The 24,421-nt window shown below is 73.2% G+C and carries 24 protein-coding genes and 1 pseudogene; 13 read left to right on the forward strand and 12 right to left on the reverse strand.

Translation table 11 applies throughout. The features are described 5' to 3' along the window. From IEZ11_RS52065 to IEZ11_RS34420, 3 genes are all read left to right on the forward strand, one after another. On the forward strand, positions 1–2,637 hold a 2,637-nt coding region (locus tag IEZ11_RS52065), incomplete at its 5' end, for an ATP-binding protein (protein WP_189266889.1). A 98-nt stretch (positions 2,638–2,735) separates the two neighbouring features. Further along, positions 2,736–2,990 carry a hypothetical protein gene (locus tag IEZ11_RS51295; RefSeq protein WP_229713530.1) on the forward strand — a complete coding sequence of 85 codons (255 nt, stop codon included), beginning with the start codon at positions 2,736–2,738 and terminating at the stop codon, positions 2,988–2,990. 11 nt (positions 2,991–3,001) lie between these two features. After that, the gene (locus tag IEZ11_RS34420; protein WP_189266890.1) at positions 3,002–4,624 is read left to right on the forward strand and encodes an FAD-dependent oxidoreductase; all 1,623 of its coding nucleotides are present in this window, start codon (positions 3,002–3,004) and stop codon (positions 4,622–4,624) included. Between the two features lie 76 nt (positions 4,625–4,700). Here IEZ11_RS34420 and IEZ11_RS34425 read toward each other — a convergent pair whose 3' ends face one another. Further along, positions 4,701–6,257, reverse strand: a complete 1,557-nt coding sequence (locus IEZ11_RS34425) for an IucA/IucC family protein (RefSeq protein ID WP_189266891.1) — start codon at positions 6,255–6,257, stop codon at positions 4,701–4,703. 108 nt (positions 6,258–6,365) lie between these two features. Between IEZ11_RS34425 and IEZ11_RS34430 the strand changes: the two genes are divergently transcribed. The 3 genes from IEZ11_RS34430 to IEZ11_RS34440 all read left to right on the forward strand — a co-directional run bounded on the left by IEZ11_RS34430 (position 6,366) and on the right by IEZ11_RS34440 (position 10,051). After that, the gene (locus IEZ11_RS34430) at positions 6,366–7,871 is read left to right on the forward strand and encodes an IucA/IucC family protein (RefSeq protein WP_189266892.1); all 1,506 of its coding nucleotides are present in this window, start codon (positions 6,366–6,368) and stop codon (positions 7,869–7,871) included. 105 nt (positions 7,872–7,976) lie between these two features. Continuing rightward, the gene (locus tag IEZ11_RS34435; RefSeq protein WP_189266893.1) at positions 7,977–9,242 is read left to right on the forward strand and encodes a VWA domain-containing protein; all 1,266 of its coding nucleotides are present in this window, start codon (positions 7,977–7,979) and stop codon (positions 9,240–9,242) included. Next, the gene (locus IEZ11_RS34440) at positions 9,242–10,051 is read left to right on the forward strand and encodes a hypothetical protein (RefSeq protein WP_189266894.1); all 810 of its coding nucleotides are present in this window, start codon (positions 9,242–9,244) and stop codon (positions 10,049–10,051) included. Before IEZ11_RS34435 ends, IEZ11_RS34440 begins: the two co-directional genes overlap by 1 nt. Positions 10,052–10,173: 122 nt before the next feature. Here IEZ11_RS34440 and IEZ11_RS34445 read toward each other — a convergent pair whose 3' ends face one another. After that, positions 10,174–10,800 (reverse strand): winged helix-turn-helix transcriptional regulator, encoded by a 627-nt coding sequence (locus IEZ11_RS34445; RefSeq protein WP_189266895.1) that lies wholly within the window; start codon positions 10,798–10,800, stop codon positions 10,174–10,176. Between the two features lie 81 nt (positions 10,801–10,881). Between IEZ11_RS34445 and IEZ11_RS34450 the strand changes: the two genes are divergently transcribed. The 5 genes from IEZ11_RS34450 to IEZ11_RS34470 all read left to right on the forward strand — a co-directional run bounded on the left by IEZ11_RS34450 (position 10,882) and on the right by IEZ11_RS34470 (position 14,480). Continuing rightward, on the forward strand, positions 10,882–12,090 hold the full coding sequence (locus IEZ11_RS34450; RefSeq protein WP_189266896.1) for a pyridoxal phosphate-dependent aminotransferase: 1,209 nt from the start codon (positions 10,882–10,884) through the stop codon (positions 12,088–12,090). A gap of 42 nt (positions 12,091–12,132) precedes the next feature. Continuing rightward, entirely contained in the window at positions 12,133–12,663 is a 531-nt protein-coding gene (locus IEZ11_RS34455) for an HAD domain-containing protein (protein WP_189266897.1), read from the forward strand. A gap of 3 nt (positions 12,664–12,666) precedes the next feature. Further along, a complete protein-coding gene (locus tag IEZ11_RS34460) occupies positions 12,667–13,266 on the forward strand; it encodes a histidine phosphatase family protein (RefSeq protein WP_189266898.1) in 600 nt (199 codons plus the stop codon). A gap of 89 nt (positions 13,267–13,355) precedes the next feature. Continuing rightward, positions 13,356–14,000, forward strand: coding sequence for a hypothetical protein (locus IEZ11_RS34465; protein ID WP_189266899.1), 645 nt, complete (start codon positions 13,356–13,358; stop codon positions 13,998–14,000). Between the two features lie 57 nt (positions 14,001–14,057). After that, on the forward strand, positions 14,058–14,480 hold the full coding sequence (locus IEZ11_RS34470; protein WP_189266900.1) for an acyl-CoA thioesterase: 423 nt from the start codon (positions 14,058–14,060) through the stop codon (positions 14,478–14,480). 30 nt (positions 14,481–14,510) lie between these two features. Here IEZ11_RS34470 and IEZ11_RS34475 read toward each other — a convergent pair whose 3' ends face one another. Together IEZ11_RS34475 and IEZ11_RS34480 are read right to left on the reverse strand one after the other, a co-directional pair. Then, on the reverse strand, positions 14,511–14,912 hold the full coding sequence (locus IEZ11_RS34475; protein ID WP_189266901.1) for a winged helix-turn-helix transcriptional regulator: 402 nt from the start codon (positions 14,910–14,912) through the stop codon (positions 14,511–14,513). Positions 14,913–15,005: 93 nt separating this feature from the next. Beyond that, positions 15,006–15,860 (reverse strand): NAD(P)H-binding protein, encoded by an 855-nt coding sequence (locus tag IEZ11_RS34480; protein ID WP_189266902.1) that lies wholly within the window; start codon positions 15,858–15,860, stop codon positions 15,006–15,008. A gap of 102 nt (positions 15,861–15,962) precedes the next feature. On the opposite strand from IEZ11_RS34480, the gene IEZ11_RS34485 reads away from it, so the two are divergent. Next, complete coding sequence (locus tag IEZ11_RS34485; RefSeq protein WP_189266903.1) at positions 15,963–16,754, forward strand: helix-turn-helix domain-containing protein; 792 nt, start codon at positions 15,963–15,965, stop codon at positions 16,752–16,754. A gap of 353 nt (positions 16,755–17,107) precedes the next feature. On the opposite strand, the gene IEZ11_RS34490 is transcribed toward IEZ11_RS34485, so the two are convergent. From IEZ11_RS34490 to polX, 8 genes and pseudogenes are all read right to left on the reverse strand, one after another. Further along, positions 17,108–18,487 carry an 8-oxoguanine deaminase gene (locus IEZ11_RS34490; RefSeq protein WP_189266904.1) on the reverse strand — a complete coding sequence of 460 codons (1,380 nt, stop codon included), beginning with the start codon at positions 18,485–18,487 and terminating at the stop codon, positions 17,108–17,110. 61 nt (positions 18,488–18,548) lie between these two features. Next, entirely contained in the window at positions 18,549–19,487 is a 939-nt protein-coding gene (gene pucL / locus IEZ11_RS34495) for a factor-independent urate hydroxylase (RefSeq protein ID WP_189266905.1), read from the reverse strand. 4 nt (positions 19,488–19,491) lie between these two features. Further along, entirely contained in the window at positions 19,492–19,887 is a 396-nt protein-coding gene (gene uraH / locus IEZ11_RS34500; protein WP_189266906.1) for a hydroxyisourate hydrolase, read from the reverse strand. 17 nt (positions 19,888–19,904) lie between these two features. Then, positions 19,905–20,414: a 2-oxo-4-hydroxy-4-carboxy-5-ureidoimidazoline decarboxylase gene (uraD, locus tag IEZ11_RS34505; protein WP_189266907.1), complete on the reverse strand. Its 510-nt coding sequence runs from the start codon at positions 20,412–20,414 to the stop codon at positions 19,905–19,907. A 132-nt stretch (positions 20,415–20,546) separates the two neighbouring features. Then, on the reverse strand, positions 20,547–20,915 hold the full coding sequence (locus IEZ11_RS34510) for a helix-turn-helix domain-containing protein (protein WP_189266908.1): 369 nt from the start codon (positions 20,913–20,915) through the stop codon (positions 20,547–20,549). Continuing rightward, positions 20,912–21,166: a YkoF family thiamine-binding protein gene (locus tag IEZ11_RS51300; RefSeq protein WP_229713532.1), complete on the reverse strand. Its 255-nt coding sequence runs from the start codon at positions 21,164–21,166 to the stop codon at positions 20,912–20,914. The genes IEZ11_RS34510 and IEZ11_RS51300 overlap by 4 nt, the downstream gene beginning before the upstream one ends. Before the next feature lie 258 nt (positions 21,167–21,424). Next, positions 21,425–21,541: pseudogene (locus IEZ11_RS52570) on the reverse strand (hypothetical protein); the annotation flags it as partial. A 96-nt stretch (positions 21,542–21,637) separates the two neighbouring features. Then, positions 21,638–23,377 carry a DNA polymerase/3'-5' exonuclease PolX gene (gene polX, locus IEZ11_RS34520; protein WP_189266910.1) on the reverse strand — a complete coding sequence of 580 codons (1,740 nt, stop codon included), beginning with the start codon at positions 23,375–23,377 and terminating at the stop codon, positions 21,638–21,640. A 109-nt stretch (positions 23,378–23,486) separates the two neighbouring features. On the opposite strand from polX, the gene IEZ11_RS34525 reads away from it, so the two are divergent. Further along, on the forward strand, positions 23,487–24,326 hold the full coding sequence (locus IEZ11_RS34525) for a TIM barrel protein (protein WP_189266911.1): 840 nt from the start codon (positions 23,487–23,489) through the stop codon (positions 24,324–24,326). Positions 24,327–24,421 lie beyond the last annotated feature (95 nt).

Here is a 24,421-nt window from a genome sequence, read left to right on the forward strand (position 1 = left end):
GCGGCCGGTGAACTCGCCCTGTCGCTGGGGCAGTCCGAGCGCGTGCTCGCCTCGCTGCAACTCGCGGCCCGGATGGCGCCGTTGCACGAGACCGTGCAGGCGAGCCTGGTCTCCGCGCTGGCCGCCGTCGGCCGGCAGGCCGAGGCACTGGCGGTGTTCCGCACCGTCCGCGCCCAACTCGCCGAGGAGTTGGGGATACGGCCGGGCCCGGCACTGGTGACCGCACACCGGCGCGTGCTGGAACCGGCACCCGCCGGGGAGACGTACTCCGCACGGCCGGCGGCACCCACCGGTGCGACGTCGAACGTGAGCCGCCTGGTCGGCCGGAGCGAGGAACTCGCGGTACTGCGGCAGGCGGTGGAGTCGGCGCTCACCGCGAGCACCGGACTCGTGCTGGTCGAGGGAGAACCCGGCGCCGGCAAGACCCGCCTCCTTGAGGAGACCGCCGCCGAGGCGGCCCGGCGCGGCGCGCTCGTCGTCCGGGGACACTGCCTGGAGGGCGACGGCACACCCTCGATGTGGCCCTGGGTACAGGCCGTCGGCGCCGTCCTGGACGACGTGTCGGCCGCGGCGCGCGAGGAGTGGCGCTCGGGCGAGCTCGGCCGCCTCATGGCGCCTCTCCGCGGCGGCCACGCGACGCCGGTGATGCCGGACAGCAGCGCCCAGTTCCGCCTGTTCGAGCAGACCGTCGCACTCGTCCGCCAGGTGTCGGCACGGCGGCCGGTGCTGCTCGTAGTCGACGACCTCCAGTGGGCCGACGCCGCCTCCCTAGACCTCTTCAGCCACCTGGCGGCCCGGCTGCCCGACGGCACCGCCGTGATCGGCGCGCTCCGCGACCGTGCGCCGACGCCCGGCCCGGAACTGGAGCGGATGCTCGCCGCGGCGAGCCGGCTGCCCCGCCACCGCCGGATCCGGCTCGGCCCGCTCGGCCCGGCCGAGGTCGCCGAACTGGTCCGCCAGGAGACCGGCCAGGAGACCGGCCCCGGCGCCACCCGCACCATCCACGCCCGCACCGCCGGCAACCCGTTCTTCGTGCGGGAGCTGTCCCGCCTCCTCGCCGACGGCAGCCTCCTCACCGCGGCCGCCACGGCACGCACCGCGGTGCCGTCCACGGTCCGGGACGTCGTCCGCGACCGCGTGGCGATGCTGGACGACGATGCCGTACGACTGATGCAGATCGCCGCGCTGATCGGCCGGGACGTCGACCTCGCACTGCTCGCGCGCGCCGCCCGGCTCGACGCCCGGACCTGCCTCGACCGCCTCGAACCGCTACAGCGAATCGGCCTCCTCGAACCCTCGCCCGGTGACCCGCACGCGTTCCGCTTCGCGCACGACCTGGTCCGCGAGTCCGTCGCCGACGCCACCCCGCCGCCCCGCGCGACCCGGCTCCACCTGCTCGTCGCCGACGCACTGGAACACACGACCGCGCACGACGAGCCGGCGGCCGAGCGCCTCGCCCATCACCTCTGGTCCGCCGGTCCCCTCGCGGACCCGGCCCGCACCGCCACCGCGCTGATCCGCGCGGGCCGCTGCGCGGCGGGCAAGTCGGCCTTCGAGGCCGCGGCACGGCAGCTGCGGTCGGCCGCCCAGGTGGCCCGGCGAACGGGCCTGGCGGAGCTGGAACTGTCCGCGCTCTCCCTGTACACCGCGGTGGGCGGCATACGGGCGGGGCAACTCGGTTCGGTGCCCGAGTCGTTGGAGCGGGCCGAGTACCTGGCGCGTGGCCTGGGGCGGGACCGGGAGGCCGCCGACTTCCTCTTCGCCCGCTGGGCCGCTCATGCCCAGGGCATCCGGACCGACGGCGCCGGGCGGCTGGCACAGAGGCTGCTGGAACAGGGCGAGGCGTCCGCCGACCCGGTGGTCCGTACGTACGGGCAGTGCGCGTGGGGCATCCACCAGTGGTCCGTCGGCGACATCGGCGAGGCGTTCCGGTACCTGAGCCGGACCGGTCCGGCCATGCTCGACGACCTGGCCCACGGCGGGGCGAACCCGCTGCGGCGCGACCTGCGGCTGCTCGGACCCGTCATGCTCGCCCTGGTGACCGCGCTGCACGGCGACCTCGACACGGCACGGACCCTGTTCGACACCATCGAGGCCGCCGCGGACGACGACCCCTATGTGATCACCGTCTGGGCCGCCTTCGCCTGCACCGCCGCGGCCCTGGCCGACGACCCGGAGCGGGCCCTGCACGTGGCGGGCCGGGGGATGGCGGTGGACCCGGACTTCTCCTTCTCCTACTTCGGCAGCTACCAGCGGCTGGCCCTGTGCTGGGCACACGCCGTGACCGGCGAGGACCCGGCCGGCGCCGCGGCCGAGGCACAACGCCTGATCGCCGCGGCACTGGCCCACCCGCCACGCTCCGGCCTCGCCACCTGGTACGGCCTGCTCGCCGAGATGTGGCTCGCGGCAGGCAAGCTCGACGAGGCCACCACAGCCCTCGACCACGCCGACACCGCCCTCGACACCCACGGCCAGCGCTACGCCGAAGGCCTCCTCCTCGTCATCCGGGCACGACTGCAACAAGCCCGCGGCGAACCCACCACCACCGTCCGGAACACCGCCCGACGAGCCCGCACCCTGTCCACCCGGCGCGAAGCCCACCTCTTCGCCCACCGCGCGCGGGAACTGCCGACCTGACCCGGTCCGCATTGCTCCCGCGCGACGCTCGCCCACGATCGATTCGGAATGGCATGCGTGGAAATCCGGAGAACAATTCCTTCGAAGGGCGTGTATCGATGTCGACCACCCGCCGTACTCTGCTGACCGTCTGCGCCGCGATCGCGGGCGGCGGTGTGCTCGGTGACGTGTTCGCCGGCGCCGTGCCGCGGGCGACGACCGAGCTGATGCGGGCCGGCCGGCGACCGGCCGGCACCCGCACCCTGGGCGAGCCGTCCGGTGCCCCGGCCTGGTACCTCGTGGCCCGCGACGACCAGGCGCTGCCCGCCGCGGCGGCCGACCCGATCAGGCGCGCCGCGCGCCACCACGTGTGACGGGCGATCACGTGGACGGCGAGAGCGCGCGGCGCGGGCCGGTCCTGGACGACGAGCAGTTCCGCCGGCTCGCCCGCTACGGCACGCCCGAGCACGCCGACGCGGGCCGGCATCTGTTCACCTCGGGGGACAGCTCCTACGACTTCTTCCTGCTCCGGACGGCCGCCGTGGACATCGTCCGCGACGCGACGGCGATCGAGCCGGAGCGTCTGATCTACCAGGGTGGTCCGGGCGACTTCCTCGGCGAGCTCAACCTGCTGACCGGCCAGCACGTCTACCTGACCGCTCGGGTGGTGACGGCCGGCGCGGTCGTCCGGATAGGCGCGGCGATGCTGCGGCAGGCCCTCGCCGAGCAGGTCGACATCGCCGACATCCTGATCGAGGCGTTCCGGGAACGGCGCGAGGTCATCCGTGCCGCGGCCGGCAACGCCCTGGAGTTCGTGGGCCTCCCGGACGCCGCGGAGACGCTGGCCCTGCGCACCTATTCGGCGCAGATCCTGCTGCCGCACACCTGGCTGGACGCCGCCTCGCCGCACGGGCGTTCGCTGATGGGGCTGTCCGGGCTCGGCGAGGACGAGCTTCCGGCCGCGGTGGTCAACGGCTCGGTGCTGCGGCACGCGACGCCCGCATCCGTCGCGGAGGCGCTGGGGCTCACCTACCGGCCCGACGGACGTCCGGTCGACCTCGTCGTGGTGGGTGCCGGTCCCGCGGGGCTGGCCGCCGCCGTGTACGGGGCGTCCGAGGGCCTCGCCACCTTGCTGCTCGACCGCACCGGTCTCGGCGGACAGGCCGCCAAGAGCGCCCGGATCGAGAACTACCTGGGCTTCCCGCACGGGGTCAGCGGCGAGGACCTCACCCGTCTCGCGATGGTCCAGGCGCTCAAGTTCGGCGTACGGATCCACTCGCCCTGTACGGTGGCCGGCCTCGACCTCTCCGACGAACGACGGCCGACCGTCCTGCTGCACGACGGTGCCCGTGTCCGGTGCCGCGCGGTGATCGCCGCGACCGGTGCGCACTACCGCCGCCTCGACGTCCCGCGAAGGGCGGCCTTCGAGAGGTCCGGCTGCATCCGGTACGCCGCGACCGAACTCGACGTCCGGGGCTACGAGGACCAGCCGGTCACCGTCGTCGGAGGGGCCAACTCCGCCGGGCAGGCGGCCCTTTCGCTGGCCGCCTGCGGCGCCACGGTGAACCTGGTGGTCCGCGGAGCCGATCTCGGAGCCCGGATGTCGTCCTACCTGACCGACCGGATCCTGGCCCACTCCCGGATCCAGGTCCACACGCACAGCACCGTCCGCGGACTGGCCGGGGAGAACGCCCTCGCCTCGATCGTCGTCGAGCGGTCCGGCGGGGGCCAGGCCCGGCTGGCCAGCCGTGCGCTGTTCTGCTTCATCGGCGCCGCCCCGGCCTCGGACTGGCTCACGGGGGTGGCCAAGGACGACAGCGGCTTCGTCCTCACCGACAGCGGGCTGCCCGCCCGGCCGCCCCGGACACCGCTGCCCTTCCAGACGAGCAGTCCCCGGGTCTTCGCCGCGGGTGACCTCCGCTCGGGCTCCGTCAAACGGGTCGCCACCGCCGTCGGCGACGGCGCGAGCGCGGTCTCCTCCGTCCACCGGGCCCTGGCCGCCGACTGAGCCGTTCGTCGAGGGCGTGCTCCGGGGGAGGCGGTCGATGCCGGGACGCGGGCCGGCCGGGACGCGGGCCGGCCGGTCAGCGGTCGTCGTCTTGGGCGGTTCCCGGGTTTTCGGGGCGGGGGACGGCCAGGGGGTTCGGCAGCGGCAGGTAGCGCGCGTCGGCGCCGTCCGCGCCGGTCCAGCGCAGCAGGAGGTTGGTCTTGCCGGGCAGGGTCGGGGCGGCGAGCAGTGCGGCGGCCTCGGGCAGGCCGTGCCGGCCCAGCTCCCGCCGGGCCGCGGGCCACGGGTCGAACCCGGGGTGGTGCTCGGCGAGCGCGCCGGCGACCTCGGTCAGGTGGTTGACGACCAGGCAGTACACCAGCCGCTCCCACCCGGCGGCCCGCTCCACGTCGGCCAGCAGCTTGACCCCTTCGGCGTCCCGGTACAGCGCCTGCACCGGCATGCCGTCGGCGTCGACGGCGACCAGGGTGTTCTGCAGGTGCGCTTCGAGGACGACGCCGTGCTCGGCGAACGCGGTGAGGGCCGGGGGCACGACCGCCCGCAGATACGCCTCCCACCAGGCTCCCGGGTCGGCGGCCGCGGTCAGCGGGTCGCCGTCGAAGCCCTCCACCAGGCCGGCCGCGAGCAGCGGGACGGCCCCCGGCAGCAGGGATCCGCGCAGCCCGTCCCGGACCAGTACGGCGAGTTCCTCGAAGGCGAAGCGGGCGGTGCGGTAGCCGCGGTCGCCGAGCCAGCCGGCGGGACCGTCCATCGCCGTGAACGCGGCGGTCACGGCCGCGTCGGTACGGCGCAGCCTGCGCAGGTCGTGTGCCCAGAGGCGGCGGATGTCGTTGGTGATCCGGACGTCCAGGCTGAACTTCAGGAAGAGGTCGCGCTCGGGCTCGTACACGGTGCGGATCGCGGCCGTCGGCCAGGTCGTGAAGCCGGTCTCGCCGAGGCGCAGCAGCCGCCCGTCCGCGAAGGCCGGGGCGAGGTCGCGGGCGGCCAGGTCGAGCTGCCAGGGGTGGGCGGGCAGCAGCCGGTAGCCCGACGGTACGTCGGCCGACGCGCCCAGTGCGTCCAGCGCGGCCGTGTCGCCCTCCTCCACCACCTCGTCCTCACGGACCCCGAGCAGCACCAGCGGGAACCGGGCGTGCGCCTCGGGGGCGTACGGCAGCCAGGCGGCGACCGGGCCGCCGCCGCGTGCCTTGGGGGCAGGGTGGTAGGGATGGCCGGTGATGAGGGACTGCTCCGAACGCAGATACGGGTCGTCGGGCGGCGTCGCCCGCGCGCGTGCCGTGAGCAGTGCGGCGACCGCCTCCCGGCTGTCGATCATCTCGGCCGGCAGGTCGCCGTTGGACAGTCCGGTGTGCCTGCGCAGTTCCTCGGCGACGAGTTTCACCAGCTCGGCGTGGCCGATACGGTGCCAGGCGCCGTCCGCGTACACCTCGGGGGCGGCGGGCCGGCGGTCGCCGCGCACCCGCAGCAGTCGGCCGCCGCCGGGCAGCCGGTAGACCCGCGGCTGTCCTTCCCCGGCGTCCGGGAGCGGCTGGGCCACCTCCCGCAGCAGACAGTTGAGCAGGGGTGCGGCAGCGTACGCGTCGGCGCGTTCGCCGACGGCGTCGCTGGAGGGCATGAGGTCCACGCGTTCCATTTCGTTCTCTGCGTCTCGTTCTCTGCGTCCACAGAGTCCGACCGTGATCAGTATGTCGGTCGTCACCGGTCATCATGATGGTGGTACCCGTCCCCGAGGAGCTCTCCCGTGCACCGTCCCTCCCCCATCGAGACCCGGCTCGCCGCCGAGCTGGCCGAGGCGCGGCCGGACCTCGTCGACCGGTACGTGGCCGAGCTGCCCGGTGCGCGGGCGGCGGTGCTGACCCGGCTGTGGCGGGCGCTGGCGCACGAGCCGCTGCCGTGGGTGGCGCGCCGGGTGCGCGGGGCGCACAGCCTGGCCCTGCGGCTGGCGGACGGACGCGCGCTGCACGGCCCGCAGGCGGATCCGTACGCCACCGACGGGTATGTGACCGCCGTACGCCTGGACGGGGTGGCGTACGACGATCCGGCGCGGCTGATGACGGATCTGGGGTGGCCGCACTCGGGCGGCTTCGCGGCCGAACTCGGGCACAGTGCGGCGTCGCTGGCGCTCTCGCGGGCCGACCGGGAGTTTCCCCCGAAGGAGTGGCCGGACCACGACTGGGAGTGGGAGCAGCGGGTCGTCGACGGGCATCCCTTCCACCCCAACTGCCGTTCCCGGCCCGGTTTCTCGGCGGCGGAGCAGCTGGCGTACGGGCCGGAGCACCGGCCGGTGGTACGGCTGGAGACGGTCCCGGTCGCGGCCGGGGACTGTCTGCTGACCGGCGACTGGCCGGACGGACTGCGGGACGCGGGGCGGCTGTTGATCCCCGTGCACCCCTGGCAGCGCGCGCATGTCCTCAAGGGCGGTTCCGCCGTACCCTGGCGGGACGCGCATCCGCTGATGTCCCTGCGCACGCTCGCGCTGCCCGGCGGAGCGCATGTGAAGACCGCGCTCAGTGCCCGGCTGACCTCGTCGGTGCGGGACATCTCGGCGTACTCGATCGGCGCGGCGATGACGTTGTCGTCGTTCGCCACGGATCTGGCGTCGCGCACCGACGGACTCCTGCACATCACCCGCACGCTGGGCGCGGTGACCGCCGACTCACCTGATCTGGCAGCGCTGTTGCGCGAGTCGCCGCAGGCGTACGCGGCGCCCGGCGAGCGGGTCCTCCCGGTGGCCGCGCTGGCCACCACCGGCCTCCCCGGATCGCCGTCCTGGCTAGCGGAGTTCACTCGGCTCGCCCTGACCGTGGGGCTGCGGCTGCTGGACCTGGGCGTGGCCCTGGAGGCGCACGGCCAGAACCTCCTCGTGGTGCTCTCGGAGACCGGGGCACCCCGTCGGCTGGTCTACCGCGACCTGGCCGACATCCGCCTCAGCCCCGCCCGCCTCACCCGCCACGGCATCACCCCGCCCGAACTGACGGGCCGCCTGGTCACCGACGACGAAACGAATCTGCGCCGCAAGCTGTTCGGCTCCCTGGTCGCGGGCGCGCTGGCGGGCACGGCGGGTTCCGGTCCGGCCCTGGCCGCGGCCCTGGCGACGGCCGTACCGCGGCTGCCCGCCACCCCCGACCTGACGGCACTGCTCGAAAGCCCGCTGCCGGCCAAGGCGTTGACCCTGATGCGGCTGTCCCCGGAGGTGCCCGGGGACCAGTGGGCGGCCCTGCCGAACCCGCTCGCCGGCGTCCGGTGAACGCACCGACCCGCTGGTCGCCCTCCGTTGACCTGCCGGTCACTCTCGTTCAGGGCTCCGGACCTCGTTTTGGAGCCCGGCGCCTTTGATCAATAGGATCCGCCGATGATCAGAACACAACGGCCGGCGGCGGGAGTCTGCGCCCTGCTAGCCGCCCTGGCGGCCGGGATCGCGTTCCCCGGCCAGGCGGTCGCCGACGAGACCACACAGGCCGCTCCCAAGGTGGAGCTCGTGCTGGACGTCAGTGGTTCCATGCGGACGGCGGACATCGACGGCGGGACGCGGATGGCCGCGGCCAAGCAGGCGTTCAACGAGGTGCTGGACGCGACGCCCGAGGGGGTCCAGCTCGGCATCCGCACGCTGGGCGCCGACTACCGCGGCAACGACCGCAAGGAGGGCTGCAAGGACACCGCGCAGCTGTACCCGGTCGGCACGCTGGACCGCACCGAGGCCAAGACCGCCGTCGCCACGCTCTCCCCGACCGGCTGGACCCCGATCGGCCCCGCGCTGCTCAAGGCGGCCGACGATCTCCAAGGCGGCGACGGCACCCGCCGTATCGTCCTGATCAGCGACGGCGAGGACACCTGCCAGCCGCTGGACCCGTGCGAGGTGGCCCGCGAGATCGCCGCGAAGGGCGTCGGGCTGACCATCGACACGCTCGGGCTGGTGCCGGACGCCAAGACCCGCGACCAGCTCAGCTGTATCGCGGACGCGACCGGCGGCACCTACACCTCCGTCCAGCACAAGGAGGAACTGACCGACCGGGTCGGCCAGTTGGTGGACCGGGCGGCGGACCCCGTGGTCACGCCGGTGGCGACCGAGGGCACCGGGCAGTGCTCGTCCGCGCCCGCGCTGAAGTCGGGGCTGTACACCGACCGTGAGGAGTTCGGGCAGCAGCGCTGGTACAAGGTCGACGTCAGGCCCGGCCAGGAGCTGCGCGCTTCGGTGAGCGTCGCGGCCGACCGGGCCGTCAACTCCGACTACGGGGTGCTGCTGCGCGCGGTGACCGTGCACGGACGGGAGATCGTGCGCGGCGAGGCGTCGGGGCTGGGCCGTACGGATGTCATATCGACCGGGCTGCGGTACCCGAAGGCCGAGAGCGACGACGACGAGGACACCACCCCGGAGACCGTCTGCCTCCAGGTGACCAACTCCTTCTCGGCCGCGGCCGGGGTGAAGACCAGCCCCGGTCTGCCGGTCGAGCTGACGGTCGACGTGGTGGACGGGCCGTCGCAGGCGAGCGACGTCGCCTCCTTCGGTCTGGGCCGCGGCTGGTGGCTGCTCGGCGCCCTGGTGCTGACCGGTTTCCTCGCGGGTCTGCTGTGGGGCTGGGTGTCACGCTGGCGGGTCGCGGTCTGGAGGACCAACTGATGCGGATCACACGAGTGTTGAGCGCCGCCCTGCTGGCGGTGGGCGTTGCGGCGGGTCCGGCGGTCGCCGACTCCTCCCCTTCCCCGAGCGCCTCTTCGGACAGTGACGCGCCCACCCAGGCGGGCACGTCCTTCCGTACGGCGACCGAGATCGACCAGGGCCAGCAGGCTACGGCCAGCGGATCGACCGGTGACTACCTGTACTGGTCCTTCCCGGCCGACGCCGGCCAGCGCCCCGACGTCAGGGCGACGGTGAAGCTGCCCGACTCGCACGCGGCGCAGACCTGGCAGCTCGACGTGTACGACGGGCTGCGGCGCCGGCAGGCCTGTCAGTACGGCGCGCAGACCCGCACGGCCGCGCAGGGCACCGCCTCGGTGGAGCTGGCCTGCGTGATGCGTACCGTCCGGGCCTGGTCGGAGCCGTGGGCGAACGACCCGCTGCCCGGCACGTACTACATCCGGCTGACGGTGGTGGACCTGACGTCGGCCGACCTCGGTCAGCCGGTGAGTGCCGAGCTGAAGGTGGGCTCCAAGGACATCGGCGGCGCGGCGGCGGTGGACGGCTCGCTGGCGAAGCCGCTGGTGCCCGGGATCGCGGTCAGGTCCGAGTCGGACGAGGACAGTTCGTCGTCGACGAAGTCGGCGGTGCTGTCCTCCATCGAGCCCGACGACGGCTGGTCCTCCGGCTGGTGGACCGACCGCTGGGTGTGGACCGGCATCGGCGGCGTACTGGCCGCGCTGGCGGGCATCGGCGGGTACGCGCTGACGCGCGGGCACGGCCGGCCGCGGCGGGTGCCGCCGGGCGCCTGACCCCGTTCGCCCACTCGCCCACTCGCCCACCCGACCCGGTCACCCGAGAAGTCGAAGTCCGGGGTGGCGGCCAGTTGCCGCGCCACCCCGGAGTCGGCCGGGCCGACGGCTCAGGCCCGGTCTCACGCCTCCCGGAGCGCCTTGGCCGGCGTGCCGTCCCCCGTCACCGTCACCCGCCCCGCCCTCACCGCGTCCGGCAGTGTCAACTCGCCCCGGGCCAGGGCGGTACCGGTCTCCGTGTCGAGCAGCAGCCGGGCGTCCGGCTCCCGCGGTGCCGGGCCGTCGCCGTACACCGGGCCGTCCTCGGCACCGACGTGGAGGTGGAAGTGCCCCTCCCCCAGCCGCACTTCGACGAGTCCCGCGCCCTCCAGGGCCCGCAGCAGAGGCAGTGCGAACCAGTGCGCGCGCACCGCGTCGGTGGGCCTGCGCTCGCCCAGCTCCGGCTCCCCCCATCTGCCCAGCGCCTGCAGCACCGGCAGCAACTCGCGCCCCCGATCGGTGAGTTCGTAGACGTACGCCGCGGCCGGCGGGGGCAGCCGCCGCCTGGTGGTGATCCCGTCCCGCTCCATGTCCTTGAGCCGGGAGGCGAGGACGTCCGTGCTCACCCCCGGCAGATCCGCGTGCAGGTCCGTGTAGCGGCGGGGACCGGCGAACAGTTCCCGGACGATCAGCAGGGTCCAGCGGTCGCCGACGACGTCGAGGGCGCGCGCCGCGGAACAGTACTGGTCGTAGCTTCGGCGAGGTGACATGCGACGCAGTCTAGACAACATGTTGGACTTTCCAAGCTCCTACTTGGTAAAACCAAGCAACACGAGTTTCCGGAGGGGCGCATGGAGTTCCGGCAGTCCAACAAGCTCAGCGAGGTCTGTTACGAGATCCGCGGACCGGTGATCGAGCACGCCAACGCGCTGGAGGAGGCGGGCCACAGCGTGCTGCGCCTGAACACCGGCAACCCCGCGCTGTTCGGCTTCGAGGCGCCGGAGGAGATCCTCCAGGACATGATCCGGATGCTCCCGCAGGCACACGGCTACACCGACTCGCGTGGCATCCTCTCGGCCCGCCGGGCCGTCGCCCAGCGCTACCAGACCCTGGGTCTGGAGGTCGGCGTCGACGACGTCTTCCTCGGCAACGGCGTCTCGGAGCTGGTCTCCATGGCCGTACAGGCGCTGGTCGAGGACGGCGACGAGATCCTCATCCCCGCCCCCGACTTCCCGCTCTGGACGGCGGTGACCACCCTCGCCGGCGGCAAGGCGGTGCACTACCTCTGCGACGAGCAGGCCGAGTGGTACCCGGACCTGGCCGACATGGAGTCGAAGATCACCGACCGCACCAAGGCCGTGGTCGTCATCAACCCGAACAACCCGACCGGCGCGGTGTACCCCGAGGAGATCCTGGAGGGCATCCTCGACCTGGCCCGCCGGCACGGTCTGATGGTCTTCGCGGACGAGATCTACGACCAGATCCTGTACGACGACGCCGTCCACCACTCCACCGCGGCGCTCGCCCCCGACCTGGTCGTCCTCACCTTCTGCGGCCTCTCCAAGACCTACCGGGTGGCCGGCTTCCGCTCGGGCTGGATGGTCGTCACCGGCCCCAGGCAGCACGCCAAGGACTACCTGGAGGGCCTCACCATGCTGGCCTCCATGCGGCTGTGCGCCAACGCCCCCGCCCAGTACGCCATCCAGGCCGCGCTCGGCGGCCGCCAGTCCATCCGCGAACTCGTCACCCCCGGCGGCCGGTTGTACGAGCAGCGCAACGTGGCCTGGGAGAAGCTCAACGAGATCCCCGGCGTCTCGTGCGTCAAACCGAAGGGCGCCCTCTACGCCTTCGCGCGCATCGACCCCAAGGTCCACCCGATCCACGACGACGAGAGGTTCGTCCTGGACCTGCTGCTCCAGGAGAAGATCCAGGTCGTCCAGGGCACCGGCTTCAACTGGCCCGCCCCCGACCACTTCCGCATCCTCACCCTCCCGCACGCGGAGACCCTGGAGACGGCGATCGGCCGGATCGGGCGGTTCCTGAGCGGCTATCGGCAGTAGCCGTGGGGTGGTCGCCGGGGGCCGTCCGGGTATGCCCTCCCCATGACCCAGCGCCCGCTGCTCCTCCTCGACGTCGACGGCCCGCTGAACCCCTTCCGGGCCCGGTTCCTGCGGCACCGCGGGTATGTGACCCGCAGGCTGCGCCCCGCCGAGTGGTCCGCCCGCCAGCGGCCCGGCTCCCGCGCGCTGCGCCGGGGGCTGCGGGTGCGGCTGCATCCGGGGCACGGGGCCCGGCTGCTCGCGCTGCCGTACGAGCCGGCCTGGGCCACCACCTGGATGCACGAGGCCAACGAGATGATCGGGCCGGTCGTCGGGCTGCCCGAACTGCCCGTCATCGAGTTTCCGGAGCTGTTCGCGAAGGACCCGGACGGCCTCTACTGGAAGACCCGGACCGTCGTGGCGTGGGCGGCCGGGCGGCCGTTCGCGTGGGTGGACGACATGGTCACCGAACTCGACGTCCGCCATGTCGCCGAGCACCACGACGGCCCCGCGCTGCTCCTTCCGGTGGACCCGCGGCACGGTCTGCGGGCGCGTGAGTTCGCCGAACTGGAGCGCTGGGCTCTTAGCCTCTGACGTATGGCTGATGTCTTTCTCGTCCGGCACGGCGAGACCGAGTGGTCGCGGTCCGGACGGCATACCGGGTGGACCGACGTGCCGCTCACCGAGCACGGCAGGGACGAGGCGCGGCGGCTGGTGCCGTTGATCCGCTCGCACCGCATCGGCGCCGTCTTCGTCAGCCCGCTCCAGCGGGCCCGCGAGACCGCCGAGCTGATCGGGGTGCCCGAGGCCCGGGTGGACGCCGACCTGCGGGAGTGGGACTACGGCGGCTACGAGGGCGTGACCACCGTGGAGATCCAGCGCACCCGGCCGGGCTGGTTCCTCTTCAGGGACGGGGTCGCGCCCGGTCCGCCGGAGCATCCCGGGGAGACCCCGGAGCAGGTCGGGGAGCGGGCCGACCGGATGCTGGCCAAGGTGGGGGCGGCCCTCGCCAGCACGGAAGGGGTCGTGCTGCTGGTCGCCCACGGCCACTTCCTGCGCGTCCTGACCGCCCGTCGCCTCGGTCTGCCGCCCTCCGCCGGGGCCCTCTTCCAGCTGGCGACCGGGACCCTGTGCCGGCTGGGCACCGAGCACGAACGGCCGGTGATCGCGGGCTGGAACATCCGGCCGGGCGAGTAGCCGGACCGCGTTGTCGGACCCCGGTCGTAGGCTTCGGACAGGCCGCCCGTCAGGCGGTCGCGGACCACGGACCACCGGGGAGGAGCACCATGACCCGACCGCCCACCGCCGCGCAGCGACGGGTCGTCGACGCCGCCGACCCGGTGACCGGACGGCTGCGGGGCACGGCGGCGCAGCTGGCGGCGCTGGTCGGGCGCGGGCTCGCCTTCCGGCACCCGCGGCCGCCGCACGACCACTTCCTGACACCGGCGGGACACCGGCTGCGGGAGACACCCGCGCGGCCCCCGGCGGCCGCCGGAACCCCGACCCGGACGGACACCCGGGCGGAACCGGACGGCGTCTTCGCGGCGCGCGTCGGCGGCGAGGAGGCCGTCGGCACCGGGCCCGCCCGCGCCCGTGAGGTGCACAGCGCCTGGCAGGGCCTGCTCGAACTGCGCCGGATGACCAATCCCGACGGCGCCACGGACCGGCCGTGCGGCTGGGAGCGGGCACATCTGGTGCGGGCCGCCGCGCTCGCCCTGGAGGCCGCCGGGCAGCCGCCCGAGGGGCCGGACAGCCCCGGGTACCGGGTGCGGGGCACCCCGCAGCCGGAGGCCGTCGCGGTGCACGCCCCGGCCGGCGAGCCGCTGCGGGCGTGCGCGGCCACCCTGGAGCGGGCGGGCTGGCAGGTCGGCGAGTACACGGATCCCCGCGGCAGAACGCGCTATCTGCTGGCTTCGCCGCGCCGGGTGTGACGGGCGTGCCAGGATGCCGGCAAAGGATCAGTGCGCCGTACACGAGAAGGGGAAGTCGTGAGCGAACCGTATTCCGTCCGGGTGACCGTCCGTGGCTACGAGACCGATGTGCAGGGCCACCTGAACCAGGCGGTGTACATCAACTACGCCGAGCACGCCCGCTGGTCGCTGCTCCGTTCGGCCGGGATCAGCCAGACCCGGTTAGTGGGCCGGGGGGTCGGCCCGGTGGCGCTGGAGACGACGATCCGGTACCGGCGGGAGCTGCTCGCCGGTGACGAGGTCGACGTGACCTGCGCGTTCGAGTGGGGTGGCGGCAGGACGTTCCGGATGCTCCAGGAGATCGTCAAGGCGGACGGCACGCTGGCCGCCGAGGTCGAGGCGGTGGGCGGACTGCTGGACCTGAAGGCCCGGAAGCTGGTCGCCGACCCGCGCGCGATCTTCAAGGAACTCGTCACGGACCCGGAGCTGTTCGGGTTCTGAGCGGCGGCGGGCCGGCCGGCTCCGGTCCGGCTAGGCGTCCAGCAGTTCGGGCCGGTGCTCGGCGTCGTAGGCCGCCCGCGCCTTTGCGATGTGCCCGCGGTTGCGCTCGGCCCAGTCGGTCAGCCGCTGCAGGGTGCCGGGCAACTCCAGCGCCATCGGGGTGAGTCCGTACTCCACCCGTGGGGGCACGGTCGGATGCACGGTGCGGGTCACCAGTCCGTCGCGCTCCAGGTTGCGCAGGGTGAGGGTCAGCATCCGGCGGCTGATGCCGTCGATACCGCGCTCCAGCTCGGTGAAGCGCATGGGCCCGTGCGAGGCCGCGACCAGGATCTGGACGCTCCACTTGCCGGCCACCCGGTCGAGAACCTCACGGACCGGGCACGGGTGCGCGTCCACCACCCGGACGGTCGCATCGGTGTTCCGCTGGGACATCGATCCGCCTCCTCACGTCTCCCCCATGGTCACTCACCATGAACGACGCCGCAGATCGTGGGCCCGCCCCGGCGAGGGCGCCGCGACCGGGCCTCAGCCCGTCCCGAAGAGGCCCTTGTTGTCCGCGGCCCAGGCCCGGAAGGTCCGGGGCGGGCGGCCCAGCACCTCGGTCACGTCCTCGGTGAGCACCGCGTTGCCCCCGGCGCGCACGAACGCCAGGCCGGTCAGGGCGCTCTCCGCCCGGGTCTCGTCCATGCCCCAGGCCGTGCGGAGGAAGTCACGGCTCTGGTCCGGGGACAGGTCCCGGGTCGGGACCGGGCGGTGCAGGACCTCGGCGAGTACCGCCGCCTGGCCGGGGACGCTGATCGCCTCGGGACCGGTCAGGGTGTACGTGCGCCCGGCGTGCCCGTCGTCGAGCAGGGCCCGCACCGCCACCGCGGCGATGTCGCGCGGGTCGATCACGCCGGACGCGCCGTCCCCGGTCATGTTGGGCACCGGCTCGCCCGCGCGCAGGGCCGGCAGCCAGGTCAGCGTGTTGGAGGCGAACGACGACGGCCGCAGCACCGTCCAGGCGAGCCCGCTGTCCCGCACGGCCCGCTCGCCGGCCACGTGCCACGACCCGGACGGACCGGAGTCGGGGTCGCCGGTGGCGATGGCGGAGAGCTTCACGACCCGGTCGGCGCCCGCGGCCCGCGCCGCGGCGACCAGTGCCGCGTCCTGTCCCTCGTCGGGGCCGGGCGGCCGGAGCAGGAACACGGCCGTCACCCCGGCCAGCGCGGCGTCCAGGGACGCGGGGTCGCCGTAGTCCCCGCGCACCACCTCCACCCCGGCGTCCGCCCGCGCCCGCGCCGGGTCGCGGGTGAGCGCGCGCACCTTCGCACCACGCCCGGCCAGTTGTCGTACGACGTCGCTTCCGATGGTGCCCGTGGCACCCGTCACCAGAATCATGGGGTCCACGATGGGCCCGCCGGGGTGCCCGGCTCTTGGAAATTCCGGCACGGCCGGTCCGCCCGGACGGCGGGGCCGGTCGCCTACGGTGGAGGGGTGCCGATGACCATCGCCGAGCCGCTCGCGACCACCCCCGACGCGCTGCGCCCCTGGGTCGCCGAGGTGCGGACCATGGCCTTCGCCGACCCGCCCGAGGGGACGTTCGTCCAACTGCCGGACGCGGGCACCAGGGTGGTGCTGCGGGTGACCGGGGACGGGCGGCGGGACGTGCTGGCCGTCGGGCCGCGGGTGCGGGCCGCCTATCACGTGGGGAAGGCCCATATCGCCTGTGTGGAGCTGCGGCTCGCGCCGGGTGCGGCCAGGCCCCTGCTGGGTGTTCCGGCCGCCGGACTGGTCGGCCGGGTGGTGCCGCTGGACGCGCTGCCGGACGGGGTGGCCCGCCGGTTCGCGCGTGAGGTGCGATGGCTGGACCCGCGGGCGGCGCTGCCGCGCATCGCCGAGGTGCTTCCCGGACTGCTGTCGGAGCGGACGGACCCGGCCCGGACGGAGCTGCTGCGGGCCGGTGTCGACGCGCTGTCCGTGCGGCTGGACCGGACGCCCGCGCAGGTGCGGGACGTGGCCCGGGAACTGGCCGTCAGCGAGCGCCAGTTGCGGAACCTGTTCGCCGACGGCGTCGGTGTCTCCCCGAAGCACTACGCCCGGATCGACCGCGTCCGCACCGTCGCCGCCCGGGCGGGCAGCACCGGCTGGTCCGAACTGGCCGCCGCCACCGGCTACTTCGACCAGTCGCACATGACGACCGACTTCCGGGCCCTGATGGGGGTACCGCCCCGCTCGTTCTTCACCGGCCGCCTGCCCGCGACCACCCCGTGCCAGGCGATCCGACAGCCCTGACCCCCAACGCACGCTCGCGGTCCCACCTGCCGGGCGTACCCCCTTCCCGCAGTACCGTCATGCGCGCCGTGCCGGACGCGGCGCGGCCGCCACCCGGTCGCCCGGGGCCGGAGGCCGTCGGGAGCAGGGGGACGCCGATCAGGGTGACGAGCGGGTCGGCGACGATCACCACACCGCAGATGACCCGCAGGGTGGGTGATCGGGGTCGTGCGGGACGGTGGCCGGTCCCGGGCGGGCGCCGGCGTGGCGCGCGCCCGGGAGGCGGCCGCCGTGGACCCCGCTCGGGTCCACGGCCACCGACCTGGAGCCGTCCCTCCCGGCCGGAGCTCAAGTGCCGTAAAGAAAAGGGGGGTTTACCGCCCGGCGAGCTTCGCCAGCCGCTGTGCCTCGGTCCGCGTGGCGCGCGCGATCTCGTCCTCGTCGACGTGCAGCAGGCGGTCGTCCTCGACGATCTGACGGCCGTTCACGAAAGATGCGGTGACCGGGGCGGCCGCGCCGAGGACCAGGGCGGCCACCGGGTCGGCGATGGAGGCGTGGGCGAGGGTGTCCAGCCGCCAGAGCACCAGGTCGGCGAGCTTGCCGGGTTCCAGGGAGCCGATCTGGCTTGCCCGGCCGAGGACCTGGGCACCGCCGTAGGTCCCGAGGCGCAGCGCCTGGCGCGCGTTGAGCGCGGCCTCCTTGTGGCTGCCGAGGCGGTTGATGAGGAGGGCGTTGCGCAGTTCGGTGTGGAGTTCGCCCGACTCGTTGGACGCGGTGCCGTCGACGCCGAGGCCGACCGGGACCCCGGCGGCGAGCATGTCGGGGACGCGCGCGATACCGGCCGCGAGGCGGGCGTTGGAGGACGGGCAGTGCGCCACACCGGTCTTCGTGCGGGCGAACGCGGCGATGTCGGAGTCGTTCATGTGGACGCAGTGCGCCATCCACACGTCCTCGCCGAGCCAGCCGGTGGATTCGAAGTAGTCGGTCGGGCCCATGCCGAACAGCTCGTGGCAGAACTTCTCCTCCTCGACCGTCTCCGAGCCGTGCGTATGCAGCCGCACCCCGAGCCGGCGGGCCAACACAGCTCCCTCCCGCAGGAGTTCGGTGGAGACGGAGAAGGGCGAGCAGGGCGCGACGGCCACCTGGGTCATCGCGTCGAAGGAGGGGTCGTGGTGCTCCCTGACGGTCGCCTCGGTGGCGGCGAGGGCGCCCTCCAGGGTCTCGACGGCGAAGTCCGGGGGCAGCCCGCCGTCCTTCTCGCTGCGGTCCATGGAGCCACGGGCGAGGGTGAAGCGGACACCCGTCTCGCGGGCGGCGCGGATGATCGCGCCGGACAGGTCGCCGGAGTCCCTGGGATAGACGTAGTGGTGGTCCATCGCGGTGGTCACGCCGCCCCGGGCCATCATCGCGAGCGAGCCCTGCGCGGCCGCGCGGACCATGGGCTCGTCGATGCGCGCCCAGGTCGGGTAGAGCGCGACCAGCCAGTCGAAGAGGTTGTGGTCGGTGGCCAGGCCGCGGGTGATCCACTGGTAGTAGTGGTGGTGGGTGTTGACCAGGCCGGGGGTCACCAGGTGGCCGGTGGCGTCGATCCGGCGTACGACGTTCTCCAAACCCTCCGGGGCCCGGCCCGCGCCGAGCGACTCGATGCGGTTGCCGGCGATGACGACATACCCGTGCGCGTACTCGGTGTCGTGGGCGTCGACGGTTGCGATCGAGCAGTTCTCGATGACGGTGCGCTGGACTTCTGCTGCCATGACTCGTCCCTTTTCGCTGAGGGTTCGCCGGAGTGGGGAGGGCACGCCGGGACCCAGGTGGTCAGAGGTTGCTGAGGTCCACCGGGATCCGTGGCTCGCAGCCTTCCCGCAGGACCGTCGCCTCGATCAGGCCGTAGGGCCGATCGGCCGCGTAGTACACGGCACCGTCCTCGGTCGGGTTCTTCAGCCCGAACGGCTCCAGATCCACCAGGAAGTGATGCTTGTTCGGGAGCGAGAGACGGACCTCGTCGATCTCGGCGCGCTGCTCGACGATCCGGGAGCCCATCGCGTAGAGGGTCTGCTGGAGGGAGAGCGAGTAGGTCTCGGCGAAGGCCGCGAGGAGGTGCCTGCCCGTCTCCCGGTAGGAGGTCTCCCAGTCGGGCGCGGGCCGCTCGTCGTCGGCCCAGCCGAACCGCCAGCGGGCGGAGACCTCGGTGGCGAGGATCCGGTCGTACGCCTCGGGGAGCGTCGTGTACCTGTCCTTGACGTACCCCCAGAACTCCGAGTCCGTCGAGTTCAGTACGACGAGGTCCTTCAGTCCGGAGACGACCTCCCACGACGTGCCGTCATAGGTGATCTGGGCCAGCCTGGTCTCCCGGCCGGTGCGGGCGAAGGAGTGCGCGCCCTTTCCGCCGTGCTCGATCCGCTCCCAGCCGTACTCCTCGATCCGGATCCGGGCCCGGTGGATCGGCTCCTGCGAGGTCACGAAGTGCCGGGCCAGGTGGATGCCGAACTGCTCGGCGGACTCGATGCCGTGCTCCTGGGCGAACGCGTACACCGTGTTCTTGGTGGTGTCGGTCGGCAGCACGCTGGCGTTGGAGCCGGAGTAGTGGACCTCGTCCATGTCGCCGGAGAGCGACACCGACACGTTGAGGTCCCTGATGTGGTGGGTGGCGCCGTCCCGCGTGATCTTCACGACCCGGTTCTCGGCCTTGCCGTACTGGTTCTGTCCCAGGACGACAGGGCGGGCGGGGCGGGCGGGGCGGGAATGGTCGGTCATGTAGCTAGCTCCCTCGGTAAACGGAGTAGCCGAACGGGTTGAGCAGCAGCGGTACGTGGTAGTGCTCGCCCGGTACGACGGCGAAGGTGATCGCCACCTCCGGGAAGAACACGGCCGGTCCGCTGTCCCGATTCGCGGGGGCGTCCTGCTGCGCATCGGCTTGCTTCTTCTCGAAATACGGCTCCACGGCGAAGTCGAGCCGCACGTGTGTCGTCCCCTCCGGCAGGTCCGGCAGGTCCCTGCACCGCCCGTCGGCGTCGGTCGTGCCTGCACCGAGCGCCTGCCAGCCGGCCTCCCGGCCCGGACGGGCGGCGAGCCGGACGGCGACGCCCGCGGCGGGGCAGCCGACGCTGGTGTCCAGGATGTGGGTGGACACGGAGGCGGTGGTGCTGGTGCTCATGGCGTCAGGCGTCCTCTTCAGTCTGCTTCGACCAGCCGGCCGAGCCGGATACGGTTGATCTTGCCCAGCTCGGTGCGGACGATCTCCCACTCCCGCTCGGGCGGGTTGCCGATCCGCTCCCTGACCGCGTCCCGCATCTCCTCGCCGGTGCGGCCGGTGGCGCAGATCAGGAAGACATGGCCGAACCGCTCCTGGTAGGCCAGGTTGAGTTCGAGCATCTCCGCCCTGAGCTCGTCCGCGGCGCCGGCCATGCCGGCCTGCTCCCGGGCCGAGGCGGGGTCGCCCGGCGCGGGGCGGCCGATCGGCGGATGCCCGGCCATGGCCTCCGCCAGGTCCGCCGTGCCCAGCCCGGCCACGGCGGCGTCACTGGCGGAGTAGAGGGTCTCGGGGGTGGCGTAGGGGCGGGCGGCGAGCAGGCTCCGGGCCCATGCCGCGGCGGCGCACGCCTCGTGGAGGGCGGCGAGGGCCGCCTGCTCCTCCAGGGCGTTGAACCGGGCCAGGCCCGGGGGTGGGGACGTCGACGTCACGGGAGCCTCCGTGGCCGTGGCCGGCCTTCGTGCTGAACGGACTGCCGTCAGCTAACGCCCTCCGGAACCCGGCGTCAACACTTTGTTGAAAATTCCGCGTAACAACCCCCGGGCGCACCCCCGGCCCGTGGGTCAGTTCTCCTTCTCGCGGTTCAGGTAGTTGTAGACGGTGAAGCGGCTGACCCCCAGCGCGCTCGCCACGGTCTCCACACCGTGCCGTACGGAGAAGGCGCCCCGCGCCTCCAGTATGCGCACGACCTCCTGCTTCGCCTTGCGGTCCAGGTCGGCCAGCGGCTTGCCCTGCTTGCGCTCCATGGCGGCCAGGATGTGATCGAGGGAGTCCGCGAGCTGCGGCAGCCGTACGGCGACCGCGTCGACGCCCTCCCAGGCGAGCACGACGTCGTCGGGACCGGCCTCGTCGGGCGGGAGCATCTCCCCGCCCATGGCGTCGACCAGCGGCTTCACGGCGGTGATGAAGGGCTCGTCCCCGTTCCCGGTCACTTGGCGTCGCCCTCCCCCACCACGTTGAGCTGGAGCGAGATCCGGGTGGCCCCGGCCTCCAGGGCCCTGCGCAGCAGCGCGTCGACGGCGGTGAGCACGGCGTCGGAGCCGCCCTCCGCCGTGTTCCCGAACGGCCCGACGTCCACCCCGTCCAGCTGAGCACCCTCGATGACCTCACGGGCGACCAGCGCGTGCGCGGGTGCCTCGTCGAGATCGAAGGGCTCGGTCGTGAACTCCACTCTCAGTCGCATTGCGCCCCCAGAAAACGCGCCTCTGACCTGGGCTTCGGCCGACCGCCGCACAGCCGCGACATACCCCGGACCAGTCAGTTCCACCGCGACGGAGCCGCTGCGTCCGCCACGAGCCGACCCTAACCGACCAGGACGCCCCTGCGCCCGGTCAGCGGGTGCTCCACTTCTGGTTGTCCTGGCCGTTGCGGTCCCGGAGCTGGTGCCGCCGCCGCACACCGCGAGCTGGATCACCGCGCCGTTCTGCGAGGAGCCCCAGGCCACGTCCATGCAGAGGCCCGTCGAGCGGATCGTGCCGTCCGAACGGAGGTCCCACTTCTGCCAGTTCTTGCCGTTGCGGTTCCAGATCGCCGGCGGCGAGCCGTCCGCGCTGGTCATCGTGGCGGTGACCGTGGCCTCGGTGCCGGTGGTCCTCTGCTGGGAACTCCCTCCGGAGGACGCCTTCTCGGGTGCCTGACGGGCGTCCTGTCCGGCTCACCCGTCCTTGCGCAGGAAGCTCCGCAGCCGCCGCTCCGGCCAGGTGTTGATCACGTCGTCCCCGGTGAGCCAGCCGCGCTGGGCGGTACCGATGCCGTACCGCGTGTTGGCGAGGTGCGGGACGGCGTGCGCGTCACTGTTCACGGCGAACTTCACGCCGTGCCGGCGGGCCCGCAGGATGTCCTCGTCGCGCAGGTCGAGGCGGTGCGGGTGGGCGTTGATCTCCAGTGCCGTGCCGGTGCGGGCGCAGGCGGCGAAGACCGCGTCGAGGTCGGCGTCGATGCCGGGCCGCCTGCCGATGAGGCGGGTGGTGGGGTGGCCGATGATGTGGACGTACGGGTTCTCGCAGGCCCGCACGAGCCGCCGGGTCAGGTCGGCGCGGCTCTGCCTGAAGTGCGAGTGCACGGAGGCCACGCACAGGTCGAAGCCCGCGAGGAAGTCGCCGGGCCAGTCCACCTCGCCCTCGGGGCCGATGTTCAGCTCGGTGCCGTGCAGCAGCCGCAGTCCGCCGCGCCGGCCCTTGGTGGGGTACGTGCCGTCCAGCTCGCGGACCCGCTCCCGCTGGGCCAGCATCCGTTCGTCGGTCATGCGCTGCATGACCAGGTCGGGCGCGTGGTCGGTGACCGCGTAGTAGGCGTAGCCGTGCGCGGCGGCCGCCTTGGCCATCTCCTCCAGCGGGGCGAGCCCGTCCGTGAGGTCGGTGTGGGTGTGCAGGTCGCCGCGCAGGTCGGCCTCGGTGACCAGGTCGGGCAGTTCGTCGCGCAGCCCGGCCTCGATCTCGCCCCGGTCCTCGCGCAGGGTGGGCGGGATCCAGGGCAGGCCGAGCCGGGCGTAGACCTCCTCCTCGGTCCCGGAGACGACCTTCTCGCCGCTCTCGACGTCGAAGAGACCGTACTCGGAGAGCTTGAGCTTCTGGCGCACCGCGATCTCCCGGGTGCGGATGTTGTGGGCCTTCGAGCCGGTGAAGTACTGGAGGGCGGCGCCCCACGAGTCCGGCGGCACGACCCGCAGGTCGACGTTCAGACCCCTGCTGGTGCGCACGGACGTCTTGGTCCCGCCCTGCCCGATGACCTCGGTGACGTACGGCAGTTCGGTGAACACCCGCATGATCGGCGCCGGTTGCCGCGCCGCGGCGAGGATGTCGATGTCGCCGATCGTCTCGCGCATCCGGCGCAGCGAACCGGCGTACGTGCACCGTGCGCAGCCGGGCACCGCGGAGAGCGCTGCGACGACGTCCTCGGCCAGTTCCATGGCCACGTCGATCTGCACCCGCCCGCCGGCGGACCGGAGCAGTTCGATGCCGTGCCGGATGTTCTCCTCGGTCTTCGGCCCGAAGCCCTTGAGGTCGCGCAGCCGTTCGTCGCGCAGGGCGTCGGCGAGTTCCTCGACCGAGGAGACGCCCAGCTCCTCGTAGACCGCCATGGCCTTCTTCGGACCGAGGGTGGGGATGGCGGTCAGCCGCCGCACCCCGTCCGGGATCTTCGCCCGTAGTTCCTCGACGGCGGCCACGCTGCCGCGGTCGAAGTACTCACGGACCTTCTGGGCGATGGACTTCCCGACGTTCGGGATCTCCTGGAGCCCCTTGAGGTCGAGTGCGGAGACGTCGGCGTGATGGCCGCCGACCGCGCGTGCGGCCTTCTCGTAGACGCGTGCCCTGAACGCGTCTCCGCCGGTGATCGAGATGAGGTCGGCGTACTCCTGGAGCAGCGCGGCGACCTCGTCGTTGGAACGGGCCACGTCATCAGAGTACTTGACAGCCCTCCCCGACCACAGGCAGTCTTCCATTAAGCAGAAATATATTTCCACAATACGGAAACATCTACAGCAGGAGGGAGCGCCGACCCCGATGGGATTCGCAGCGCAGCGCTTCAACGTCAATCTGTCGATCCTCTTCACGGAACTCCCGCTCCTGGAGCGCCCGGCGGCCGCCGCGGCGGCCGGCTTCGGCGCGGTCGAGCTGTGGTGGCCGTGGGTCGGCTCGCCCACCCCCGAGCGGTCCGAGCTCGACGCGCTGAAGAAGGCGATCGAGGCCGCGGGCGTCCGGCTGACCGGCCTGAACTTCTACGCCGGGCAGCTGCCCGGCCCCGACCGGGGCGCGCTGTCGATCCCGGGTGAGGAGTCGGAGCGGTTCCGCGCCAACATCGACGTCGCGGCCGGCTTCGCGCGGTCGCTCGGCTGCACGGCGCTCAACGCGCTGTACGGCAACCGCGTCGAGGGCGTCGATCCCGCCGAGCAGGACGCGCTGGCGCTGGAGAACCTGACGCTCGCGGCGCGGGCGGCCGACGAGATCGGCGCGGTGCTGCTGATCGAGGCGCTGAACAAGCCGGAGTCACCGCGGTATCCGCTGGTGTCGGCACCGGCCGCGGTCGAGGTCGTCGACCGGGTCAACGAGGCGACGGGACTCGGCAACGCGCGCTTCCTGATGGACCTGTACCACCTGTCCATGAACGGCGAGGACCTGCCGTCGGTGATCGAGCGGTACGCGTCGAGGACCGGCCACGTCCAGATCGCCGACAACCCGGGCCGCGGCGCCCCGGGCACGGGGTCGCTGCCGCTGGCGGACCTCCTCGACGGGTTGCGGAAGGCCGGGTACGACGGCTGGGTGGGCCTGGAGTACAGGGCGGGCGACCGTCCGAGCGGGTCCGCCTTCGACTGGCTGCCGGTGGAACAGCGCGCCGCGCGTTGATGTGACCGTCTCCGGGGGCTGCCGCCCCCACACCCCCGCCTGGGCCTTCGGCCCCGTCCTCGAACGCCGGACGTGCTGCCTGACCGACGCTTCCA

Source organism: Streptomyces fuscichromogenes (assembly GCF_014645815.1).
Lineage (GTDB): Bacteria > Actinomycetota > Actinomycetes > Streptomycetales > Streptomycetaceae > Streptomyces > Streptomyces fuscichromogenes.